Annotated in this window: 15 protein-coding genes and 1 tRNA gene; 13 read left to right on the top strand and 3 right to left on the bottom strand. The window is 40.8% G+C overall.

Features of this window, described 5'->3' with window-relative positions; translation table 11 throughout:
- Positions 1-205 precede the first annotated feature (205 nt).
- The 3 genes from ACTNB8_RS01205 to ACTNB8_RS01195 form a co-directional block, all read right to left on the bottom strand.
- Positions 206-643, bottom strand: a complete 438-nt coding sequence (locus tag ACTNB8_RS01205; RefSeq protein WP_296155561.1) for an aspartate carbamoyltransferase regulatory subunit — start codon at positions 641-643, stop codon at positions 206-208.
- A complete protein-coding gene (pyrB, locus tag ACTNB8_RS01200) occupies positions 643-1,560 on the bottom strand; it encodes an aspartate carbamoyltransferase (protein ID WP_441051577.1) in 918 nt (305 codons plus the stop codon). The genes ACTNB8_RS01205 and pyrB overlap by 1 nt, the downstream gene beginning before the upstream one ends.
- Before the next feature lie 77 nt (positions 1,561-1,637).
- A complete protein-coding gene (locus ACTNB8_RS01195; RefSeq protein ID WP_441051574.1) occupies positions 1,638-2,024 on the bottom strand; it encodes a putative ABC transporter permease in 387 nt (128 codons plus the stop codon).
- Positions 2,025-2,167: 143 nt separating this feature from the next.
- Between ACTNB8_RS01195 and ACTNB8_RS01190 the strand changes: the two genes are divergently transcribed.
- From ACTNB8_RS01190 to ACTNB8_RS01130, 13 genes are all read left to right on the top strand, one after another.
- A complete protein-coding gene (locus ACTNB8_RS01190; protein WP_441051571.1) occupies positions 2,168-3,466 on the top strand; it encodes a bifunctional folylpolyglutamate synthase/dihydrofolate synthase in 1,299 nt (432 codons plus the stop codon).
- Positions 3,463-4,611, top strand: a complete 1,149-nt coding sequence (pheA, locus tag ACTNB8_RS01185; RefSeq protein ID WP_441051570.1) for a prephenate dehydratase — start codon at positions 3,463-3,465, stop codon at positions 4,609-4,611. Before ACTNB8_RS01190 ends, pheA begins: the two co-directional genes overlap by 4 nt.
- A gap of 1 nt (position 4,612) precedes the next feature.
- A complete protein-coding gene (locus ACTNB8_RS01180; protein ID WP_441051568.1) occupies positions 4,613-5,920 on the top strand; it encodes an ATP-binding protein in 1,308 nt (435 codons plus the stop codon).
- Between the two features lie 53 nt (positions 5,921-5,973).
- Positions 5,974-7,509, top strand: coding sequence for a Ppx/GppA phosphatase family protein (locus ACTNB8_RS01175; RefSeq protein ID WP_441051565.1), 1,536 nt, complete (start codon positions 5,974-5,976; stop codon positions 7,507-7,509).
- Positions 7,510-7,511: 2 nt separating this feature from the next.
- Entirely contained in the window at positions 7,512-9,671 is a 2,160-nt protein-coding gene (locus ACTNB8_RS01170) for an RNA degradosome polyphosphate kinase (protein WP_441051563.1), read from the top strand.
- Between the two features lie 34 nt (positions 9,672-9,705).
- Positions 9,706-10,842 carry a PTS transporter subunit IIC gene (locus ACTNB8_RS01165; RefSeq protein WP_441051561.1) on the top strand — a complete coding sequence of 379 codons (1,137 nt, stop codon included), beginning with the start codon at positions 9,706-9,708 and terminating at the stop codon, positions 10,840-10,842.
- A gap of 102 nt (positions 10,843-10,944) precedes the next feature.
- Positions 10,945-11,016: transfer RNA gene (locus ACTNB8_RS01160), tRNA-Glu, on the top strand.
- Between the two features lie 163 nt (positions 11,017-11,179).
- Positions 11,180-13,105, top strand: coding sequence for a DNA gyrase/topoisomerase IV subunit B (locus ACTNB8_RS01155; RefSeq protein ID WP_441051559.1), 1,926 nt, complete (start codon positions 11,180-11,182; stop codon positions 13,103-13,105).
- 14 nt (positions 13,106-13,119) lie between these two features.
- The gene (locus tag ACTNB8_RS01150) at positions 13,120-15,366 is read left to right on the top strand and encodes a DNA gyrase/topoisomerase IV subunit A (protein WP_441051556.1); all 2,247 of its coding nucleotides are present in this window, start codon (positions 13,120-13,122) and stop codon (positions 15,364-15,366) included.
- 141 nt (positions 15,367-15,507) lie between these two features.
- Positions 15,508-15,972 (top strand): ribosome maturation factor RimP, encoded by a 465-nt coding sequence (gene rimP / locus ACTNB8_RS01145; protein ID WP_441051596.1) that lies wholly within the window; start codon positions 15,508-15,510, stop codon positions 15,970-15,972.
- A gap of 15 nt (positions 15,973-15,987) precedes the next feature.
- Complete coding sequence (nusA, locus tag ACTNB8_RS01140; protein WP_441051553.1) at positions 15,988-17,259, top strand: transcription termination factor NusA; 1,272 nt, start codon at positions 15,988-15,990, stop codon at positions 17,257-17,259.
- Between the two features lie 4 nt (positions 17,260-17,263).
- Positions 17,264-17,545: an RNase P modulator RnpM gene (rnpM, locus tag ACTNB8_RS01135; protein ID WP_296155585.1), complete on the top strand. Its 282-nt coding sequence runs from the start codon at positions 17,264-17,266 to the stop codon at positions 17,543-17,545.
- On the top strand, positions 17,529-17,867 hold the full coding sequence (locus tag ACTNB8_RS01130; protein ID WP_441051550.1) for a L7Ae/L30e/S12e/Gadd45 family ribosomal protein: 339 nt from the start codon (positions 17,529-17,531) through the stop codon (positions 17,865-17,867). The genes rnpM and ACTNB8_RS01130 overlap by 17 nt, the downstream gene beginning before the upstream one ends.
- Positions 17,868-17,943 lie beyond the last annotated feature (76 nt).

Genomic DNA, 17,943 nt, shown 5'->3' with positions numbered 1-17,943 from the left:
TTCTTCCAAATGATGCCATCTGACAATCATGTCATGAAAATTTTTTAGATTTATTATATCATTGGGTGCATCAATCCATTTTCCTTGGCGATACAATTCAACAGCTTTTTTCTTAAATTCGTAAGTATAACGCATAAAAATACCCCTTTCACTGGATGTCCAGTAAAAGGGGTACATATCATTACGCAGCGTTTTTTTATTGCTCTTATTTATTACGATGTCCTCTGTATTTCTCTTCACAGTATTTGCATCTGTAAACTTCTTTTTCAGGATCTGCAAGAATAAATATCTGATCAAGTCCCTGTTCAATTGATGTAATGCAGCGTGGGTTTTTACATCTGATTACATTTGTGATTTTTTTTGGAAGTTTCAGGATTCTCTTTTCAACAATTTTTTCATCTTTAATAATATTTACAGTAATATTATGGTCGATAAAACCAAGAATATCGAGATCCAGATTCTCAATCGGGCATTCTACTTTAATAATATCTTTTACACCCATTTTGTTACTGCGTGCATTTTTGATGATAGCAACTGTACAGTCAAGTTTGTCAAGTTTCAGATCATGATAGATTGTCATCGCCTTGCCGGCTTTGATATGATCGAGAACGAATCCTTCATGAAGTGCGCCTACATTTAACATTATACTTCCACCTCCAGTAAAGTAAGAATCAGAGCCATACGTACATATACGCCATATTGAGCCTGCTTGAAGTAGGCTGCTCTCGGGTCAGAATCAACTTCTACAGAAATCTCATTTACACGTGGAAGTGGATGAAGAATGTACATGTCTTCTTTGGCAAGTTCCAGTTTCTGTTTGTCCAGTATATAGAAATCTTTCATACGGACATAATCTTCTTCGTTGAAGAAACGTTCTTTCTGAACACGTGTCATGTACAGAATGTCGAGATCCGGAAGTGCATCTTCGAGTCTTTCAACTTCTTTGTATTCGATATTATTTTTTTCCAGAACATCTTCACGAATATAGCTTGGAACACGAAGTTCTTCAGGCGAGATAAGAACAAATTTTACGTTATTATAACGTACAAGTGCTTCAATCAGTGAATGAACCGTACGTCCGAACTTCAGATCGCCGCACAGACCGATAGTAAGATTGTCAAATCTGCCTTTCAGGGAACGGATAGTAAGAAGATCGGTGAGGGTTTGAGTTGGATGCTGATGACCACCGTCACCGGCATTGATAACAGGAATAGAAGATGCCATAGAAGCGACCAGCGGAGCACCTTCTTTAGGATGACGCATCGCACAGATATCTGCATAGCAGGATGTAACTCGAATGGTATCGGCAACACTTTCGCCTTTGCTGGCTGAACTTGAATCAGCTGAGGAAAAACCTAATACCTTACCGCCAAGATTCATCATAGCGGCTTCAAAGCTTAAACGTGTTCGTGTACTCGGTTCATAAAACAGGGTTGCAAGCCTTTTTCCGTCACAGGTATGTGCATATTTTTCAGGGTTTCTCTCAATATCGTTGGCAAGATCAAGAAGCTTATTGAGCTCCTCTACGGATAAATCCAACGGACTCATTAAATGTCTCATGTAGTACCTCCCTTGTGAAAATAGAAAATTCTAAAAAATTCTCTTATTCATCATCATATAATAGACCAGAAAAATTTTCAAGATGATTTCGTAAGTATTTTTTCAAAAAGAAGTCCTGATGTAAACCAGAGAGGTGCATAATCCAGACGAATAATACCTTTGTACTGAAGCGGAGCAGAACTGTAATCCCAGGGACACATACCGAAATGTTTCAGAACTGAGCCACTGATAAATTCAGCAGTAAAAAAACCGGCAGTATAAAGACAGCCTCTGAACACGGCCGGGCTATATGATATTCTGCGATAAACAGGTTCAATAAAAGCTGCACAGCCGTATATCGGAAACATCAAAAGAGAAGTTTTTCCCATCATTGTCGCATGTCCGTTAAGAAGAGAATGAATACCTGTCCAGAAAACTTCCAGACACCATCCGACAGATCCGCAGAGAAGAAATTTTTCTTTCATTATCCATCATTTCTCCTTCAAAATTATTTGAATCTAGTATTGACCGGTCTTGAAAAAAACATACGTAAATGATATATTTATAGAAATATATGCCTAAAATATATTGTCAAGGGTAAAAATCTAAATCATCAGGAGCAGATACAATGGATTATCAACAAAGCAGAGCTTACATACAGGATGCAGGAAAGTATGCTATAACTCTGGGACTTACAAATATTCAGGAATTAATGAATCGTCTGGGAAATCCCCAGGATCAGCTTAAATATGTTCATGTTGCAGGAACTAATGGAAAGGGCTCTGTAATTGCCTATATTTATACGACTTTACAGGAAGCAGGATACCGGACAGGCAGATATGTTTCACCATCTGTATATTCCTACAGAGGTAAGATGGAAGTTTGTGGAAAACCGGTCAGCAGAGAACAGTTAGCCGGGTATGTGACGGAGGTTGCTGCAGTCATTGATGAAATGACCTCAGAAGGTCTTCCGCATCCCACCCCATTTGAAATAGAAACGGCGGTGGCTTTTTTATTTTTCGCAGACATGAAATGCGATATTGTTGTTTTGGAAGTAGGCATGGGCGGCAGTACGGATGCTACAAATATCATCCGTAATACAGAAGTTGCCGTGATTGTGCCGATCAGCATGGAGCATCAGGGATTTCTTGGAAATACTCTGGCAGAAATTGCTGATAAAAAAGCCGGAATCATAAAAAAAGACTGCAGTGTGGCAACGATTGACCAGAAACCGGAAGCTCTCCAGGTTATACGTAGACGCTGTGAAGCACTTGGTGTCGAACTTGTTGTTGGAAATCCGCAGAATGCAGAAATACTGGAAGAAAGTTTTGAGGGCCAGACATTCAGATATGAAGGACAGGTATATGAACTTTCTCTTGCCGGTGTATATCAGACTGAAAATGCAATGCTTGCACTGGAGGCACTGAAACTTCTGGATAAAAGAGGATTCCCAACTACCTGCCAGCAGCGGTATGAAGGATTAAAAAAGACCCGGTGGGATGGACGTCTCACGATCATTCACAGAGGCCCGCTTTTTATTGTAGACGGTGCACATAATCCGGCAGCAGCAGATATGCTGGAACGTTCTGTAAGGAAATACTTCAGTAACAAAACCATGTATTTTATAATGGGTGTGTTTAAAGATAAAGATTATTCTTATATTATAAATAAACTGTGTCCATATGCAAAAGAGATCATCACAATAGAAACTCCGGACAATCCCAGAGCATTACCTGCAGGTGAACTTGCAGATGCCATACGGCCATGTAATTCTCATGTCAGGGCTGCCAGAAGTATCAAAAAAGCTGTAGAAGAAATATTTTCTATTGCAGGAAAAGATGACCTGATTCTTTCCTTTGGTTCTCTTTCTTTTATCGGAGAACTTACAGAATGTGTAAAAAATTACGAAAGGAAAACCGGCAGATGATAGATTTACAGGAATGTCGAAAAGAAATTGACAAAATTGACAAAGAGATAATGAGTCTTTTCGAGAAACGAATGAAAGTCTGCGAAAACGTTGCAGAATACAAAATACATACAGGAAAAAAAGTACTTGATCCTCAGAGAGAAAAGGATAAACTCAGGGTACTTGAAAATATGGCTCACGGAGAGTTTAATACACTCGGTGTACAGGAACTTTTTCAGCAGATTATGGCAATCAGCCGTAAACGTCAGTATCAGCTCCTGACAAGTAATGGCGTGGAGGAAAAACGCGATTATGAGATGGTTGATGCATTGCCTCTCAGGGAGGTCAGCGTAGTATTCCAGGGTGTAGAGGGTGCTTACAGTTATGCGGCCATGCGTGCCTATTTCTCGGAAAATATCAACAGTTATCATGTAAAAACTTTCCGTGACGCAATGGAAGAGGTTGCTTCCGGAAAGGCAGATTATGCAGTGCTCCCTATTGAAAATTCCACGGAAGGCATTGTGACAGATATTTATGATCTGCTTACAGAATATCAGCTGTATATTGTGGGCGAACAGGGTGTTCGTGTGAAACATGTGCTGCTTGGTCTTCCGGAAGCTTCATTGGATGATATTGATACAGTTTATTCACATCCACAGGCGCTTGCCCAGTGTAAGAAATATCTTGAACAGCATCCGGACTGGAAGATAACAAAAACCGAAAATACAGCAGGTGCAGCCAAGAAGGTTCATGAGGAAAAGGATAAGAGTCATGCGGCAATTGCAAGCAGAGCTGCAGGTGAACTTTACGGTCTTTCTGTTCTTGCTGAAAATATCTGCTATAATGAAAAAAATGTCACACGTTTCATTGTTGTCAGCGCCAAACCAATCTATGAAAAAAGTGCGGCAAAAGTCAGTGTATGTTTTGAACTGCCTCACACAAGCGGTACCTTGTATAACATGCTTTCCCATTTCATCTATAATGGACTGAATATGACAAAAATTGAATCACGACCAATCGCAGGCAAGACCTGGGAATACCGCTTTTTCGTTGATTTTGAAGGCAATCTTGAAGATTCAGCAGTTAAAAATGCTCTGCGTGGATTAGAGGCAGAAGCGAATCGGATGCGTGTACTTGGAAATTATGGACAACAGGAGGAACAATAAGATGACCAGAATAAAAGAATGTGTATTATATAGAAATTTTGAACAGGGAGATATCCTTGAAAAGATGACTGCACTGATGGATGCCTGCGAGGAATCTGCAGTAAATGCAAAAGCAATGGAACCGGTATTTTATGAATGTGTGAATGGTCTGATTGAAATCGCAGGAAATTATGGCTTCTCCGGAAATTTGTGGCATGATTATCTGACTCTTCTTCTTGTTAATCATGAAAATGCATTCAGTACTGCAAGTGAGATACGCGGACATATTGAAGGAAGTATCAATCAGCTTGCCATGCATGATTTTGCAATTTTCAAAGAATTATACGATTTTGACCTGAATACACTGGATAATATTTTTCATACTTCCTGCTGTGAAATACTTACCAGCTACGAAATTCCGGAAGATACGGGAAAAATGTTCAACAAACGTATCAGAGACCGAATCTGTGAGATGAGCAAAACACTAGCGATCGCAAAAGATACCGGTGAATTCATGGAAGATATGGTGCAGTTCTACAAAGATTTCGGGGTTGGAAAACTTGGTCTTCACAAAGCATTTCGTATAGAACGTGACGAAAAAGGCAAAGCACAGATTGTTCCTATCACAAGAATTGCCCATGTGCGTCTTGAGGATCTGGTAGGATATGAAATTCCGAAACAGAAACTTATCGAAAATACAGAGGCATTTGTGCGTGGCAGAAAAGCAAATAACTGTCTTCTGTTTGGTGATGCCGGTACAGGAAAATCCTCCAGCATCAAAGGTATCCTGAACCGTTATTATGATGAAGGACTGAGGATTATTGAAGTATATAAACATCAGTTCCAGGATCTGAACCAGGTTATCGCTCAGATAAAAGACAGAAATTATAAGTTTATTATTTATATGGACGATCTTTCCTTTGAGGAATTTGAGATTGAATATAAATATCTGAAAGCAGTAATCGAAGGCGGACTCGAAAGAAAACCGGATAATATTCTGATCTATGCGACAAGCAACCGTCGCCATCTGGTACGTGAAAGAGCCGGAGATAAACTGGAGGTTGGAGATGACGATGATCTTCATTCTTCAGATACAGTACAGGAGAAACTTTCTCTTGTTTATCGTTTTGGTGTACGTATTTATTTTGGCGCACCAGATCGAAAAGAATTCCATACTATCGTCAAAGTACTTGCCGAAAGACACGGAATAAAAATGCCGGAAGATCAGCTTCTTCTGGAGGCTGGTAAATGGGAAATTTCTCATGGTGGTCTGACCGGACGTACTGCACAGCAGTTTATTGACCATCTGCTTGGTAAAGAAGAACAGTAATATGGCTGAATGGGGTGTTCAGCATTAATATACTTCAGAAGGGGGTATGAAATATGGCATTGACTACTTTTGCGGCAATTGATATCGGTTCATATGAAGTCAGTATGAAAATCTTTGAGTTTTCAAAAAAATCAGTTTTTCATGAACTTAATGATGTACGCTGCAGACTTGAAATCGGTAAGGATGCATATTCATCCGGAAGGCTGGAACCTGCTATGGTGGACAGGATCTGCGCGGTTCTTCATGATTTTTCAAAAATTATGAAAGAATTTGGTGTGAAAGATTACCGTGCCTGTGCCACAAGTGCATTTCGTGAGATGGTTAATCCGCTGATTGTTCAGGAACAGATCTTTCAGCGTACAGGAATCCATGTAGAGATACTGAGCAATGCGGAACAGCATTTTCTGGGATATAAATCAATTGCAGCTATTGAAACAGGTTTCAAAAAAATCATCCAGAAGGGAACGGCAATTCTTGATGTCGGGGGCGGAAGTCTTCAGGTTTCTCTTTTTGACAAGGATGCCCTTGTTACTACACAGAGTCTTAAGATGGGAAGCATGCGAATCCGTGAACGTCTGAAGGAACTTGAAAAAACAACCGCTCATTATGATGAACTGATCAAGGAATTTATCAGGAATGATCTGACTGCTTTTCAGCGGCTCTATCTGAAAGATCGTGATATCAGGAATGTAATCCTTATGGGAGATTTCCTGACAGATACTATTTTCAGGGAGGAACTCAGTGACCATATCATAACAGCAGAAGAATTTACAAACCGCTACGAAAAAACAGTATATAAAACAGAACAGATGCTTGCCGAAGAGATGGATGTTGACCTGGAATATGCTTCCCTGGTCGTACCTACAATGGTTATCTGCAAAAGTTTTCTGGAGATTTTTCAGGCAGAATCTGTATGGGTTCCAGGTGTTTCACTTCTTGATGGAATTGCTTATGATTATGGCGAGAAAAAGAATTTTATAAAAAGTATGCACAACTTTGAAAATGATATTCTCGTTGCTTCCAGGAATATTGCAAAACGTTATTCCACCAGCAAAAATCATATTCAGGGTACGACAGATATTGCTCTCAGAATATTTGACAGCATGAAAAAGATTCATGGAATGGGTGCAAGAGAACGGCTTCTCCTGCAGATCGCAGTCCAGCTTCATGACTGTGGAAAATATATCAGTATGGCAGATGTTGCCGAATGTTCTTACCGCATCATCATGGCAACCGAAATTATCGGTCTTTCGACAGAAGAACGACGTGTAATAGCCAGTGCTGTCAGATATAATACTACAGAGTTTGTTTATTATGGTAATTGTAATGAAGAACCGGGCCTTGACAAAGAACGTTATCTGTTGGTTGCAAAGCTTACGGCAATCCTCCGTCTGGCAAATGCCATGGACAGGAGTCATTATCAGAAAGTGCAGGGACTGCGTGCTGTACTCAAGGACAGAGAACTTCAGCTGATTATCGATTCTACACAGGATATTTCTCTCGAACTTGGTCTTCTGAAGGATAAAGTAGAGTTTTTTGAAGAAGTATTTGGTATTCGTCTTGTATTGAAAAAGAAACGGAGAGTATGAATATGGATCTGAGTAAATTTGAAAAACCGGAATATTATGTAAACAGAGAGCTCAGCTGGCTGAAATTTGATGAAAGAGTGCTGAGTGAAGCCAGAGACAAATCCCTGCCTCTTTTTGAACGTCTGAAATTCTTAAGTATTACGTCTTCAAATCTTGATGAATTTTTTATGGTGCGTGTAGCTTCTCTTAAGGATCAGGTACATGCAGGTTATAAGAAAAAAGACATCGCTGGAATGACCTCCGAAGCTCAGCTGAAAGAGATCAGTACACAGACCCATGAACTTGTCCGTGTGCAGTATAACACATTTAACCGTTCAGTTCTTCCTGCTCTGGAAAAAGCCGGTTTGCATCTTGTGGCAGAACATGAGAATCTTACAGAAAAACAAAAACAGTTTGTTGACCGTTATTTTGAAGATAATGTTTATCCTGTTCTGACACCTATGGCAATGGATTCTTCCAGACCATTTCCATTGATCAGAAATAAAACTCTGAACATTGGAGCTCTGATTGCCAAAAAGAATAACAAAAATGGTAAGAAGCATACAAATGAACTGGAATTTGCAACTGTTCAGGTACCTTCTGTACTTCCGAGAATCATTGAAATTCCGTCCAAAGTTAAAGGTGAGAGGACTGTTATCCTTCTGGAAGAAATTATAGAACGTAATATTGGAAAACTTTTTCTCAGTAATGATGTTGTGTGTGCACATCCTTACAGAATCATGCGGAATGCGGATCTGACTATTGATGAAGATGAGGCAGAAGATCTGCTTGTGGAAATTCAGAGACAGCTGAAAAAACGTCAGTGGGGTGAAGTTATCCGTCTTGAAGCAGAAGAGAAGATGGATACACGTCTCCTTGATATTCTGAAAAAAGAATTTGAGATCAAAAATGATGATATCTACAGTATTTCGGGACCGCTGGATCTCACCATGCTTATGAAGGTGTATAGCCTGGAGGGATTTGAACAGTACAAAAGTCCAAAATATACACCGGCTCCTGTTCCGGAATTTCAGAATGACAAAGATATTTTCCAGGTAATCCGTGAAGGCGATGTGTTCCTTCATCATCCATATATGAGTTTTGATCCGGTTGTTGACTTTGTACGTCAGGCTGCAAAAGATCCGGATGTTCTGGCAATCAAACAGACACTGTATCGTGTCAGCGGGCATTCGCCTATTATTGCAGCTCTTGCACAGGCTGCGGAGAATGGCAAACAGGTTTCTGTTCTGGTGGAGCTGAAAGCGCGTTTTGATGAAGAAAATAATATTGTCTGGGCCAAAATGCTTGAAAAAGCAGGATGCCATGTAATTTATGGCCTTGTTGGACTCAAAACACACAGCAAGATTACCCTTGTTGTCAGAAGAGAAGAAACAGGTATCCGGAGATATGTGCATCTTGCAACCGGAAACTATAATGATTCTACAGCCAAATTATACACTGACTGTGGTATTTTTACATGTGATGAACATTTTGGTGAAGATGCGACTGCTGTATTTAACATGCTTTCCGGTTATTCAGAGCCAAAACGCTGGAATCGTCTGATCGTTGCTCCGATCTGGATGAAGGACCGTTTCCTGAAACTTATTGAAAGAGAAGCGGAACATGCAAAAACAGGCATTCCCGCACATATCATTGCAAAAATGAATTCACTTTGTGATCCGGCAGTTATGGCAGCTCTTTACTATGCATCTTCCTGTGGCGTTCAGATAGACCTTCTGGTTCGTGGAATCTGCTGTCTGAAAACAGGAATTCCAGGTATCAGTGAAAATATCCATGTCCGATCCATTGTAGGTGAATTTCTGGAACACAGCCGTATCTTTTATTTCCAGAACGGCGGGGCAGAAGAAATCTATATGGGAAGTGCTGACTGGATGCCGAGAAACCTGGACAGACGTGTTGAAATCGTTTTTCCGGTGGAAAATGAATACATCAAAAAAGAAATCATGCATGTCCTTGATCTTGAGTTCCGTGATAATGTGAAGGCACACATTCTTCAGCCGGATAGTACCTATCAGAAACAGGATAAACGTGGTAAAGTTCTTGTTAATTCACAGATGGAATTCTGTGCGGAAGCTCTTGAACGAGCAAAAAAGAAAAAAGAACAGAAAACTCAATCCAGAGTTTTTATACCGGCTGAGCCGGTTGCTGATCCGGAGAACTGATCCTGTATCAGCAGTAATTTGAGGGGAGATTATTATGTCAGAAAAGAAAGAAGGTTTTCTGAAAAGAAAAAATGTGATCATATCATTTAAAAGATATGGAATTGATGCGATGGGTTCTATGGCTTTGGGCCTTTTTGCTTCGCTCCTGATCGGTACTATCATCAACACCATCGGGCAGAATATCATGCCTGGAAGTTATATATCCGAAAAGCTGCTGGAAATTGGTAGTTATGCGACAAGTGTAACAGGAGCTGCTATGGCGCTGGCTATCGGGTATGCACTTCAGGCACCACCGCTAGTTATGTATTCACTATGCGCCGTAGGAGCTGCATGTAATGCCATTGGTGGCTCCGGCGGACCGCTTGCAGTGTTTTTTGTAGCAGTTATCACATGTGAGATAGGCAAGCTTGTTTCCAAGGAAACAAAGATTGATATCATAGTCACACCTGCTGTTACAGTTATTGTTGGTGTTGTGCTTGCCATGCTTCTTGCACCTGTATGTAAGAGTGTCTGTGATGGCCTTGGAACATTTATTGGCTGGGCAACAGATCTTCGCCCATTCTGGATGGGGATTATTGTATCTGTTGTAGTCGGAATCGTCCTGACACTTCCAATCAGTTCCGCAGCGATCTGTGCGGCTATTGGTATCAGTGGCGGAGCAGTTATTGCCGGAATAGCTGACGGAACAGTGACCATGGAAATCTGGAACGGTCTTGCACTTGCCGGGGGAGCGGCAACAGCAGGATGCTGTGCGCATATGCTTGGGTTTGCAATCTTAAGTTTTCCGGATAACGGTGTGGGCGGTTTGGTAGCCCAGGGACTTGGTACTTCTATGCTTCAGGTGCCAAATCTGATGAAGAAACCTGTTCTCTGGCTTCCACCTGTGATTACTTCCGCAATCACAGGTCCTCTTGCTACCTGTGTATTTCAGCTGAGAAATAATGGACCTGCAATTTCTTCTGGAATGGGAACTTCCGGGCTGGTAGGTCCGATCGGTGTGATCACAGGCTGGGCACAGCTGCCGGAAGAATATAAAGCAGGTGCTTTTCAGTGGATTGGAATGATTATGATCTGTTTTGTCCTGCCACTTCTGATCACATGGATTATTGGCAAGATTTTCCGCAAAAAGGGTATTATAAAAGCAGGAGATCTTAAGATTGATCTTGGATGATAAACGTCAAAAATACGTGTTTTTTAAAAAATTAAAAAAATTCAAAAAAACACTTGCATTTTCCGATGAGCTGATATATACTAAGCAAGTCGGTTGACGCAAGGCCAGTTGGTCAAGGGGTTAAGACGTCGCCCTCTCACGGCGAAAACACGGGTTCGATTCCCGTACTGGCTGCTATATTTCATTCAGATAACCAGAACTTAGTTTCTGGTTATTTTTTTTCGCTGTTTATACATAATACTTTATTTTTACAATATGATACTTGCATTACATAGTAAAAATAGGGTATTATTAGGAACAAATGTTTGAAGAAGAAAAAGAAAGGAATCGATCATTCATGGCAAAAAAGGAAAACTATGATGCCGGAAGTATATCGGTGCTGGAAGGTCTTGAAGCAGTAAGAAAGCGTCCTGGTATGTACATTGGAAGTGTATCAAGAAAAGGACTGAATCATCTGATCTATGAGATCGTTGATAATGCGGTCGATGAGCACCTTGCCGGATACTGCACACTGATCCAGGTTGTGTTGGAGCGTGATGGATCCTGCACAGTAACTGATAATGGTCGTGGTATCCCGGTGGATATGCACGAAAAAGGAATGTCTGCAGAGCGACTGGTGTTTACAACTCTACATGCCGGAGGTAAATTTGACAATTCTGCATACAAAACAAGTGGTGGGCTTCACGGAGTGGGTTCATCTGTTGTAAATGCCCTGTCCACATATCTTGACATAAAGGTCAGCAGAGATGGATATATACATCACGATCATTATGAACGTGGTATTCCGACAATTGAGCTGGAAGAGGGACTTCTTCCGAAGATTGGCAGAACGAAGGAAACAGGAACCTGCATCAATTTTCTTCCGGATCCGGAAATTTTTGAAAAAACAAGATTCTCTGCGACAGAAGTCAAAAGCCGTCTGCATGAAACTGCTTATCTGAATCCTGCCCTGACGATTCAGTTTGAGGACAGAAGAGGGGAAGAAACAGAAAAACTTGAATATCATGAACCGGAAGGAATTGTAGGATATATCCGCGACCTGAACCATAATACGGAAGCTCTTCATGAACCAGTCTATCTGAAAGGTGAATCAGAGGGGATCCACGTGGAAGTTGCTTTCCAGTACACCAATGATTTCAGGGAAAACGTACTTGGTTTCTGTAATAATATCTATAACGCAGAAGGCGGAACACATCTCACTGGTTTTAAGACAACCTTTACTACAGTAATGAATACCTATGCCAGAGAGATTGGTGTACTTAAGGATAAAGATGCCAATTTTACAGGCGCAGATATTCGTAATGGAATGACCGCAGTTGTGTCTATTAAGCATCCTGCGCCGAGATTTGAAGGACAGACAAAGACAAAGCTTGATAATCAGGATGCTGCTAAAGCTACAGGTAAAGTCCTTGGCGAACAGTTGGTTCTTTATTTTGACCGTAATCTGGAAACACTGAAGACGATTCTTTCCTGTGCAGAAAAGGCGGCAAAAATACGTAAGACGGAAGAACGTGCCAAAACCAACCTTCTTACAAAACAGAAATATTCTTTTGATTCGAACGGAAAGCTTGCCAACTGTGAAAAGAAAGATCCTTCTCACTGTGAGATTTTTATTGTTGAGGGAGATTCTGCCGGTGGATCGGCCAAAACTGCCAGAAACAGAAATTATCAGGCAATACTTCCCATCCGTGGAAAAATCCTTAATGTTGAAAAGGCCACCATTGATAAAGTTCTGGCCAATGCAGAGATCAAGACTATGATCAATGCTTTTGGCTGTGGTTTTTCAGAAGGATATGGTAATGATTTTGATATTTCCAAACTTCGTTACGACAAAATTGTTATCATGGCAGATGCCGATGTGGATGGCGCACATATTTCAACGTTGCTTCTGACACTTTTTTACCGCTTTATGCCGGAGCTTATATATGAAGGCCATGTTTATATAGCCATGCCGCCTCTTTATAAGGCAATGCCGAAAAAAGGTCCAGAAGAATATCTTTATGATGATAAAGCTCTTGAAAAATATCGTAAATCACATAAACCCGGAAGTTTCACACTTCAGAGATATAAAGGTCTGGGTGAAATGGATGCTGAACAGCTCTGGGAAACAACACTGAATCCTGAGACAAGAAGGATGAAGAGGATTGAGATTGAAGATGCACGTCTGGCTTCCAATGTAACAGAAATACTTATGGGAAGCGATGTGCCACCCCGTAAGGCATTTATATATGAACATGCTGAAGATGCTGAACTTGACATTTAAAGTAGGAGAGTCGAATGGAAACAAAACAGGAAAACATTATCCGTACAGATTATGCGGATGTGATGCAGAAATCTTATATTGATTATGCGATGAGTGTTATCATATCCCGTGCTCTTCCGGATGTAAGAGACGGACTTAAGCCTGTGCAGAGAAGAACTCTGTATGATATGTATGAACTCGGAATTCGTTATGACAGACCATATCGTAAATGTGCCCGTATTGTAGGGGATACAATGGGTAAATATCATCCGCATGGTGACAGTTCAATTTATGATGCCCTTGTCGTTATGGCCCAGGATTTCAAGAAAGGCCGGACTCTTGTAGACGGACATGGAAACTTTGGTTCAATAGAAGGAGACGGTGCTGCTGCTATGCGTTATACAGAAGCGCGTCTGGAAAAACTGACACAGGAAGTGTTTCTCGGGGATCTTGACAAAAATGTTGTTGATTTTGTTCCTAACTTTGATGAGACAGAGAAAGAACCTTCCGTTCTTCCTGTAAAGATACCAAATATCCTTGTCAATGGTGCAGATGGTATTGCTGTTGGTATGGCTACCAGTATTCCGCCACACAATCTTGGTGAAGTGGTAGATGCTGTAAAAGCTTACATGAAAGATGATCAGATCAGTGTCAAGGGACTGATGCGCTATATCAAAGGTCCGGATTTTCCTACAGGTGGTATCGTAGTAAATAAAGATGAACTGAGGAAGATTTACGAGACAGGAAGCGGCAAAATACGAATCAGAGGACGTGTGGAAACCGAGAAACTGAAAGGCGGCAAAACACAGCTTGTTATCACGGAAATCCCATATACAATGCTGGGAGCAAATATCGGAAAATTTCTCAATGATGTTGCATCTCTAATTGAAACAAAGAAAACAACAGACATTGTTGATATTTCCAATCAGTCTTCAAAAGAGGGAATCCGTATCGTGCTGGAACTGAAGCGAGATGCCGATGTAGAAAATCTTACAAACATGCTGTACAAAAAAACCCGGCTTGAAGATACATTTGGCGTAAATATGCTTGCAGTTGCAGACGGAAGACCGGAGACGCTCAGTCTGAAACAGATCATTGAACATCATGTTGATTTTGTTTTTGAAGTTACTACAAGAAAATATAATACTCTTCTCGATAAAGAACAGGAAAAACGTGAGATTCAGGAGGGTCTTATCAAAGCCTGTGATGTAATTGATCTTATTATAGAAATCCTTCGTGGAAGCAAGAGCCGTGAACAGGTAAAAAAATGTCTTGTGGAAGGTATTACAGAAGGAATCCGTTTCAAAAGTAAAGCAAGTGAAAAAGCAGCTACAAAACTTAAATTTTCGGAAAAGCAGGCAACAGCCATTCTCGACATGCGTCTTTATAAACTGATCGGTCTTGAAATTGAAGCTCTTCAGGCAGAATATCAGGAAACAATGAAAAATATTGCACTGTACAAAGATATTCTGGATAATTACGATTCCATGTCAGCAGTTATTATCAGAGAATTGGATGCCATCAAAAAAGAATATGGAAGCAAACGTCGTACATCCATTGAAAATGCTGAAGAAGCTGTTTATGAAGAAAAGAAGATGGAAGAGACGGAAGTCTGCTTCCTGATGGATCGTTTCGGATATGTGAAACTGATCGACAAGAGTGCCTATGAGAGAAATAAAGAAGCTGCAAACAGTGAGAACCGCCATATTTTTACCTGTATGAATACAGATAAAATATGCATCTTTACGGACATAGGTAAGATGCATACAGTGAAAGCAGCGGATATCCCGCTGGTACGTTTCAGAGACAAGGGAATTCCTGCTGACAACCTCTGTAAATATGACAGCAGTCAGGAACGTATGCTTTATGTTGCACCGGTCAGCCAGATCCGGAAAGATATGCTTCTTTTTGTGACCAGAACTTCAATGTGCAAACTGGTTGCAGGCGCTGAATTTGATGTTTCCAAAAGAACCATTGCTTCTACAAAACTTGCAGAAGATGATGAACTTATCTTTATCGGAAGTGCATCCGAGATGGAACAGGTAGTCCTTCAAAGCCAGGGTGGTTATTTCCTTCGTTTTACCAAACAGGAAATTTCAACAATGAAAAAAACAGCCATTGGTGTAAGAGGAATGAAACTTGGAGACGAAGATTATCTTGAACATGCATACCTTCTTGCAGCACACCAGGAATATACGATCAGCTATCATGACAAAGATTATTCCCTGAACAAGGTAAGACTTGCAAAACGTGACACAAAAGGCGTCAAACCCAGAATATAGCGGATAAAATTAAAAAATCCTTGCTTTTCCTATGGGAAGGTGCTAGAATATGGGTAACATGATAACGGACAACGTAAGAGTGGACTTCGGTCCACTCTTTTTGCGAGAATGGTCCGAATGTGCGAAAGGCAGGTGGAAATGATGAGCAGACGTGAAGAATACGAAAAAAAGGCAGAAGCCATGCTTGCTCCTATTGTTGAGGCAGCCGGATTTGAGTTGGTTGATGTTGAGTATGTAAAAGAAGCAGGAAACTGGTATCTGCGAGGCTATATTGATAAACCGGGCGGAATCACTGTAAATGACTGTGAGGCTATAAGCCGTGCATTCAGTGATGAACTGGACAGAGATGATTTTATAGAAGACAGTTATATTATGGAAATCAGTTCACCGGGTCTTGACAGACCTCTGAAAAAAGAAAAAGATTTTATCAGAAGTATGGGAAAACTTGTAGAGATTCGTACCTACCGCCCTGTAGAAAAACAAAAGGAATTCTGCGGAGTTCTGCATGCATATGATGATAACAGCGTCACAATTGATGAGGATGGAACATTACGCACATTTGATAAAAAAGACATTGCCCTGATTCGGCTGGCAATAGAATTTTAGGAGGAAAAGAAAAAAATGAACAAAGAGTTAATGGAGGCACTGGATATCCTGGAAAAAGAAAAAAATATCAGCAAGGATACTCTGCTGGGTGCAATTGAACAGTCCCTGATCCAGGCTTGCAAAAACCACTTCGGAAAAGCTGATAACGTGCATGTTACAATAAATCCGGAGACCTGTGATTTCAGCGTTTATGCTGAACGTGAGGTTAAGGAATTTGTAGAAGATCCAGCACTTGAGATTTCACTTGTAGATGCACAGAAAATAAACACAAATGCAGAACTGGGAGATACGATCAAAGTAGAAATCCATTCCAAAGAATTTGGCCGTATTGCAACACAGAATGCGAAGAATGTTATCCTGCAGAAAATCCGTGAAGAAGAACGAAAAGTTCTTTTTGACCAGTACTATGGCAAAGAAAAAGAAGTTGTTACAGGTATTGTGCAGAGAGTTATGGGCAGAAATGTCAGCGTAAATCTTGGCAAAGCTGATGGTATCCTCAGTGAAAACGAACAGGTTCGTGGCGAAGAATTCCAGCCAACCCAGAGAATCAAAGTATATATCCTTGAAGTAAAAGATACACCTAAAGGGCCGAGAATTATGGTATCCAGAACTCACCCGGGGCTTGTCAAACGTCTTTTTGAATCAGAAGTTGCTGAAGTTAAAGACGGCACTGTGGAAATCAAGAGTATTGCACGTGAAGCAGGTTCCCGTACAAAGATTGCTGTATGGAGCAATGATCCTGATGTGGATCCTGTCGGAGCATGTGTCGGCATGAACGGTGCCAGAGTTAATTCTATCGTAGAAGAACTGAATGGCGAAAAGATTGATATCATTAACTGGGATGAAAACCCGGCAATCTTTATTGAAAATGCGCTGAGTCCAGCGAAAGTTATTGCTGTTATGGCAGATCCGGACGAAAAAACAGCTCTGGTTGTTGTTCCGGATTATCAGCTTTCACTTGCAATCGGCAAAGAAGGACAGAATGCAAGACTTGCTGCACGTCTTACAGGATTTAAGATTGATATCAAGAGTGAAACTCAGGCAAGAGAATCCGGTGAGCTGTATGATTATGATGAAGATGAAGAATATTATGATGAAGAAGAATACAGCGAGGAAGGAACAGCTGAAGAAACTGTAGAAGAGCCGTCAGGAGAAGCTGAAGAAGAAAATTTTGAGGAAGCACCTGCAGAAACTAAAGCAATTGAAGACTCAGAAGAATCAGAAGAGACAGAAGAAGAAACATCAGATGCTATTGATTTCTTTGATTTCAGCTATACAGAAGAGTAATTCTATGAAAACAAAATCCAAGACTCCTCTGCGTCAGTGTACCGGATGCAGAGAAATGAAAAGTAAAAAAGAAATGATCCGGGTGATTCGTACACCGGAAAATGAAATTCAGCTGGATGCCACCGGACGAAAAAACGGAAGAGGTGCATATGTATGTCTTTCACAGGACTGTCTTGAGAAGGCTGTCAAAAATCATGGCCTTGAGAGATCACTGAAGACAGCTGTTCCGGCAGAGGTCTATGAAGACCTGAAAAAGGAGTTAATGAATATTGAAAAAAACAAATAAAGTTTTGTCACTGATCGGACTTGCAACGAAGGCGGGAAAGATCGTAAGCGGAGAATTCTCTACAGAAAAATCAGTAAAATCAGGAAGAGGTTTCCTTGTACTGGTTGCAGGAGATGCTTCCGACAATACAAAAAAGAAATTTCAGAATATGTGTGATTATTACGAGGTACCCTGTTTTGTCTTAGCAGACAAAGAAGAGCTGGGGAAATTCTGCGGAAAAGAATTTCGTGCCAGCCTTGCCGTACAGGATGAAAACTTTGCCAAAGCATTGTTGAAACAGCTTGAGACAGAAGGCCAGACACCGGAAAGTGTCAGCATCTGAACTGTTGATTCATTGTCCTGAAGGAGGAAACAGTGTGCCAAAAATCAGATCAGTTAAATCAAATACATTACAAAAG

Source organism: Blautia sp. HCP28S3_G10 (assembly GCF_052065235.1).
In the GTDB taxonomy this organism is placed as follows: domain Bacteria; phylum Bacillota; class Clostridia; order Lachnospirales; family Lachnospiraceae; genus Blautia_A.
The sequence above is the reverse complement of the archived record's forward strand: the minus strand, read 5'-3'. Positions and strand labels throughout refer to the sequence as shown.

Coding starts and splice junctions, on each gene's coding strand:
- ACTNB8_RS01205 (WP_296155561.1), bottom strand. CDS start 643: ATGTTAAATGTAGGCGCACTTCATGAAGGATTCGTTCTCGATCATATC.
- pyrB (WP_441051577.1), bottom strand. CDS start 1,560: ATGAGACATTTAATGAGTCCGTTGGATTTATCCGTAGAGGAGCTCAAT.
- ACTNB8_RS01195 (WP_441051574.1), bottom strand. CDS start 2,024: ATGAAAGAAAAATTTCTTCTCTGCGGATCTGTCGGATGGTGTCTGGAA.
- ACTNB8_RS01190 (WP_441051571.1), top strand. CDS start 2,168: ATGGATTATCAACAAAGCAGAGCTTACATACAGGATGCAGGAAAGTAT.
- pheA (WP_441051570.1), top strand. CDS start 3,463: ATGATAGATTTACAGGAATGTCGAAAAGAAATTGACAAAATTGACAAA.
- ACTNB8_RS01180 (WP_441051568.1), top strand. CDS start 4,613: ATGACCAGAATAAAAGAATGTGTATTATATAGAAATTTTGAACAGGGA.
- ACTNB8_RS01175 (WP_441051565.1), top strand. CDS start 5,974: ATGGCATTGACTACTTTTGCGGCAATTGATATCGGTTCATATGAAGTC.
- ACTNB8_RS01170 (WP_441051563.1), top strand. CDS start 7,512: ATGGATCTGAGTAAATTTGAAAAACCGGAATATTATGTAAACAGAGAG.
- ACTNB8_RS01165 (WP_441051561.1), top strand. CDS start 9,706: ATGTCAGAAAAGAAAGAAGGTTTTCTGAAAAGAAAAAATGTGATCATA.
- ACTNB8_RS01155 (WP_441051559.1), top strand. CDS start 11,180: ATGGCAAAAAAGGAAAACTATGATGCCGGAAGTATATCGGTGCTGGAA.
- ACTNB8_RS01150 (WP_441051556.1), top strand. CDS start 13,120: ATGGAAACAAAACAGGAAAACATTATCCGTACAGATTATGCGGATGTG.
- rimP (WP_441051596.1), top strand. CDS start 15,508: ATGAGCAGACGTGAAGAATACGAAAAAAAGGCAGAAGCCATGCTTGCT.
- nusA (WP_441051553.1), top strand. CDS start 15,988: ATGAACAAAGAGTTAATGGAGGCACTGGATATCCTGGAAAAAGAAAAA.
- rnpM (WP_296155585.1), top strand. CDS start 17,264: ATGAAAACAAAATCCAAGACTCCTCTGCGTCAGTGTACCGGATGCAGA.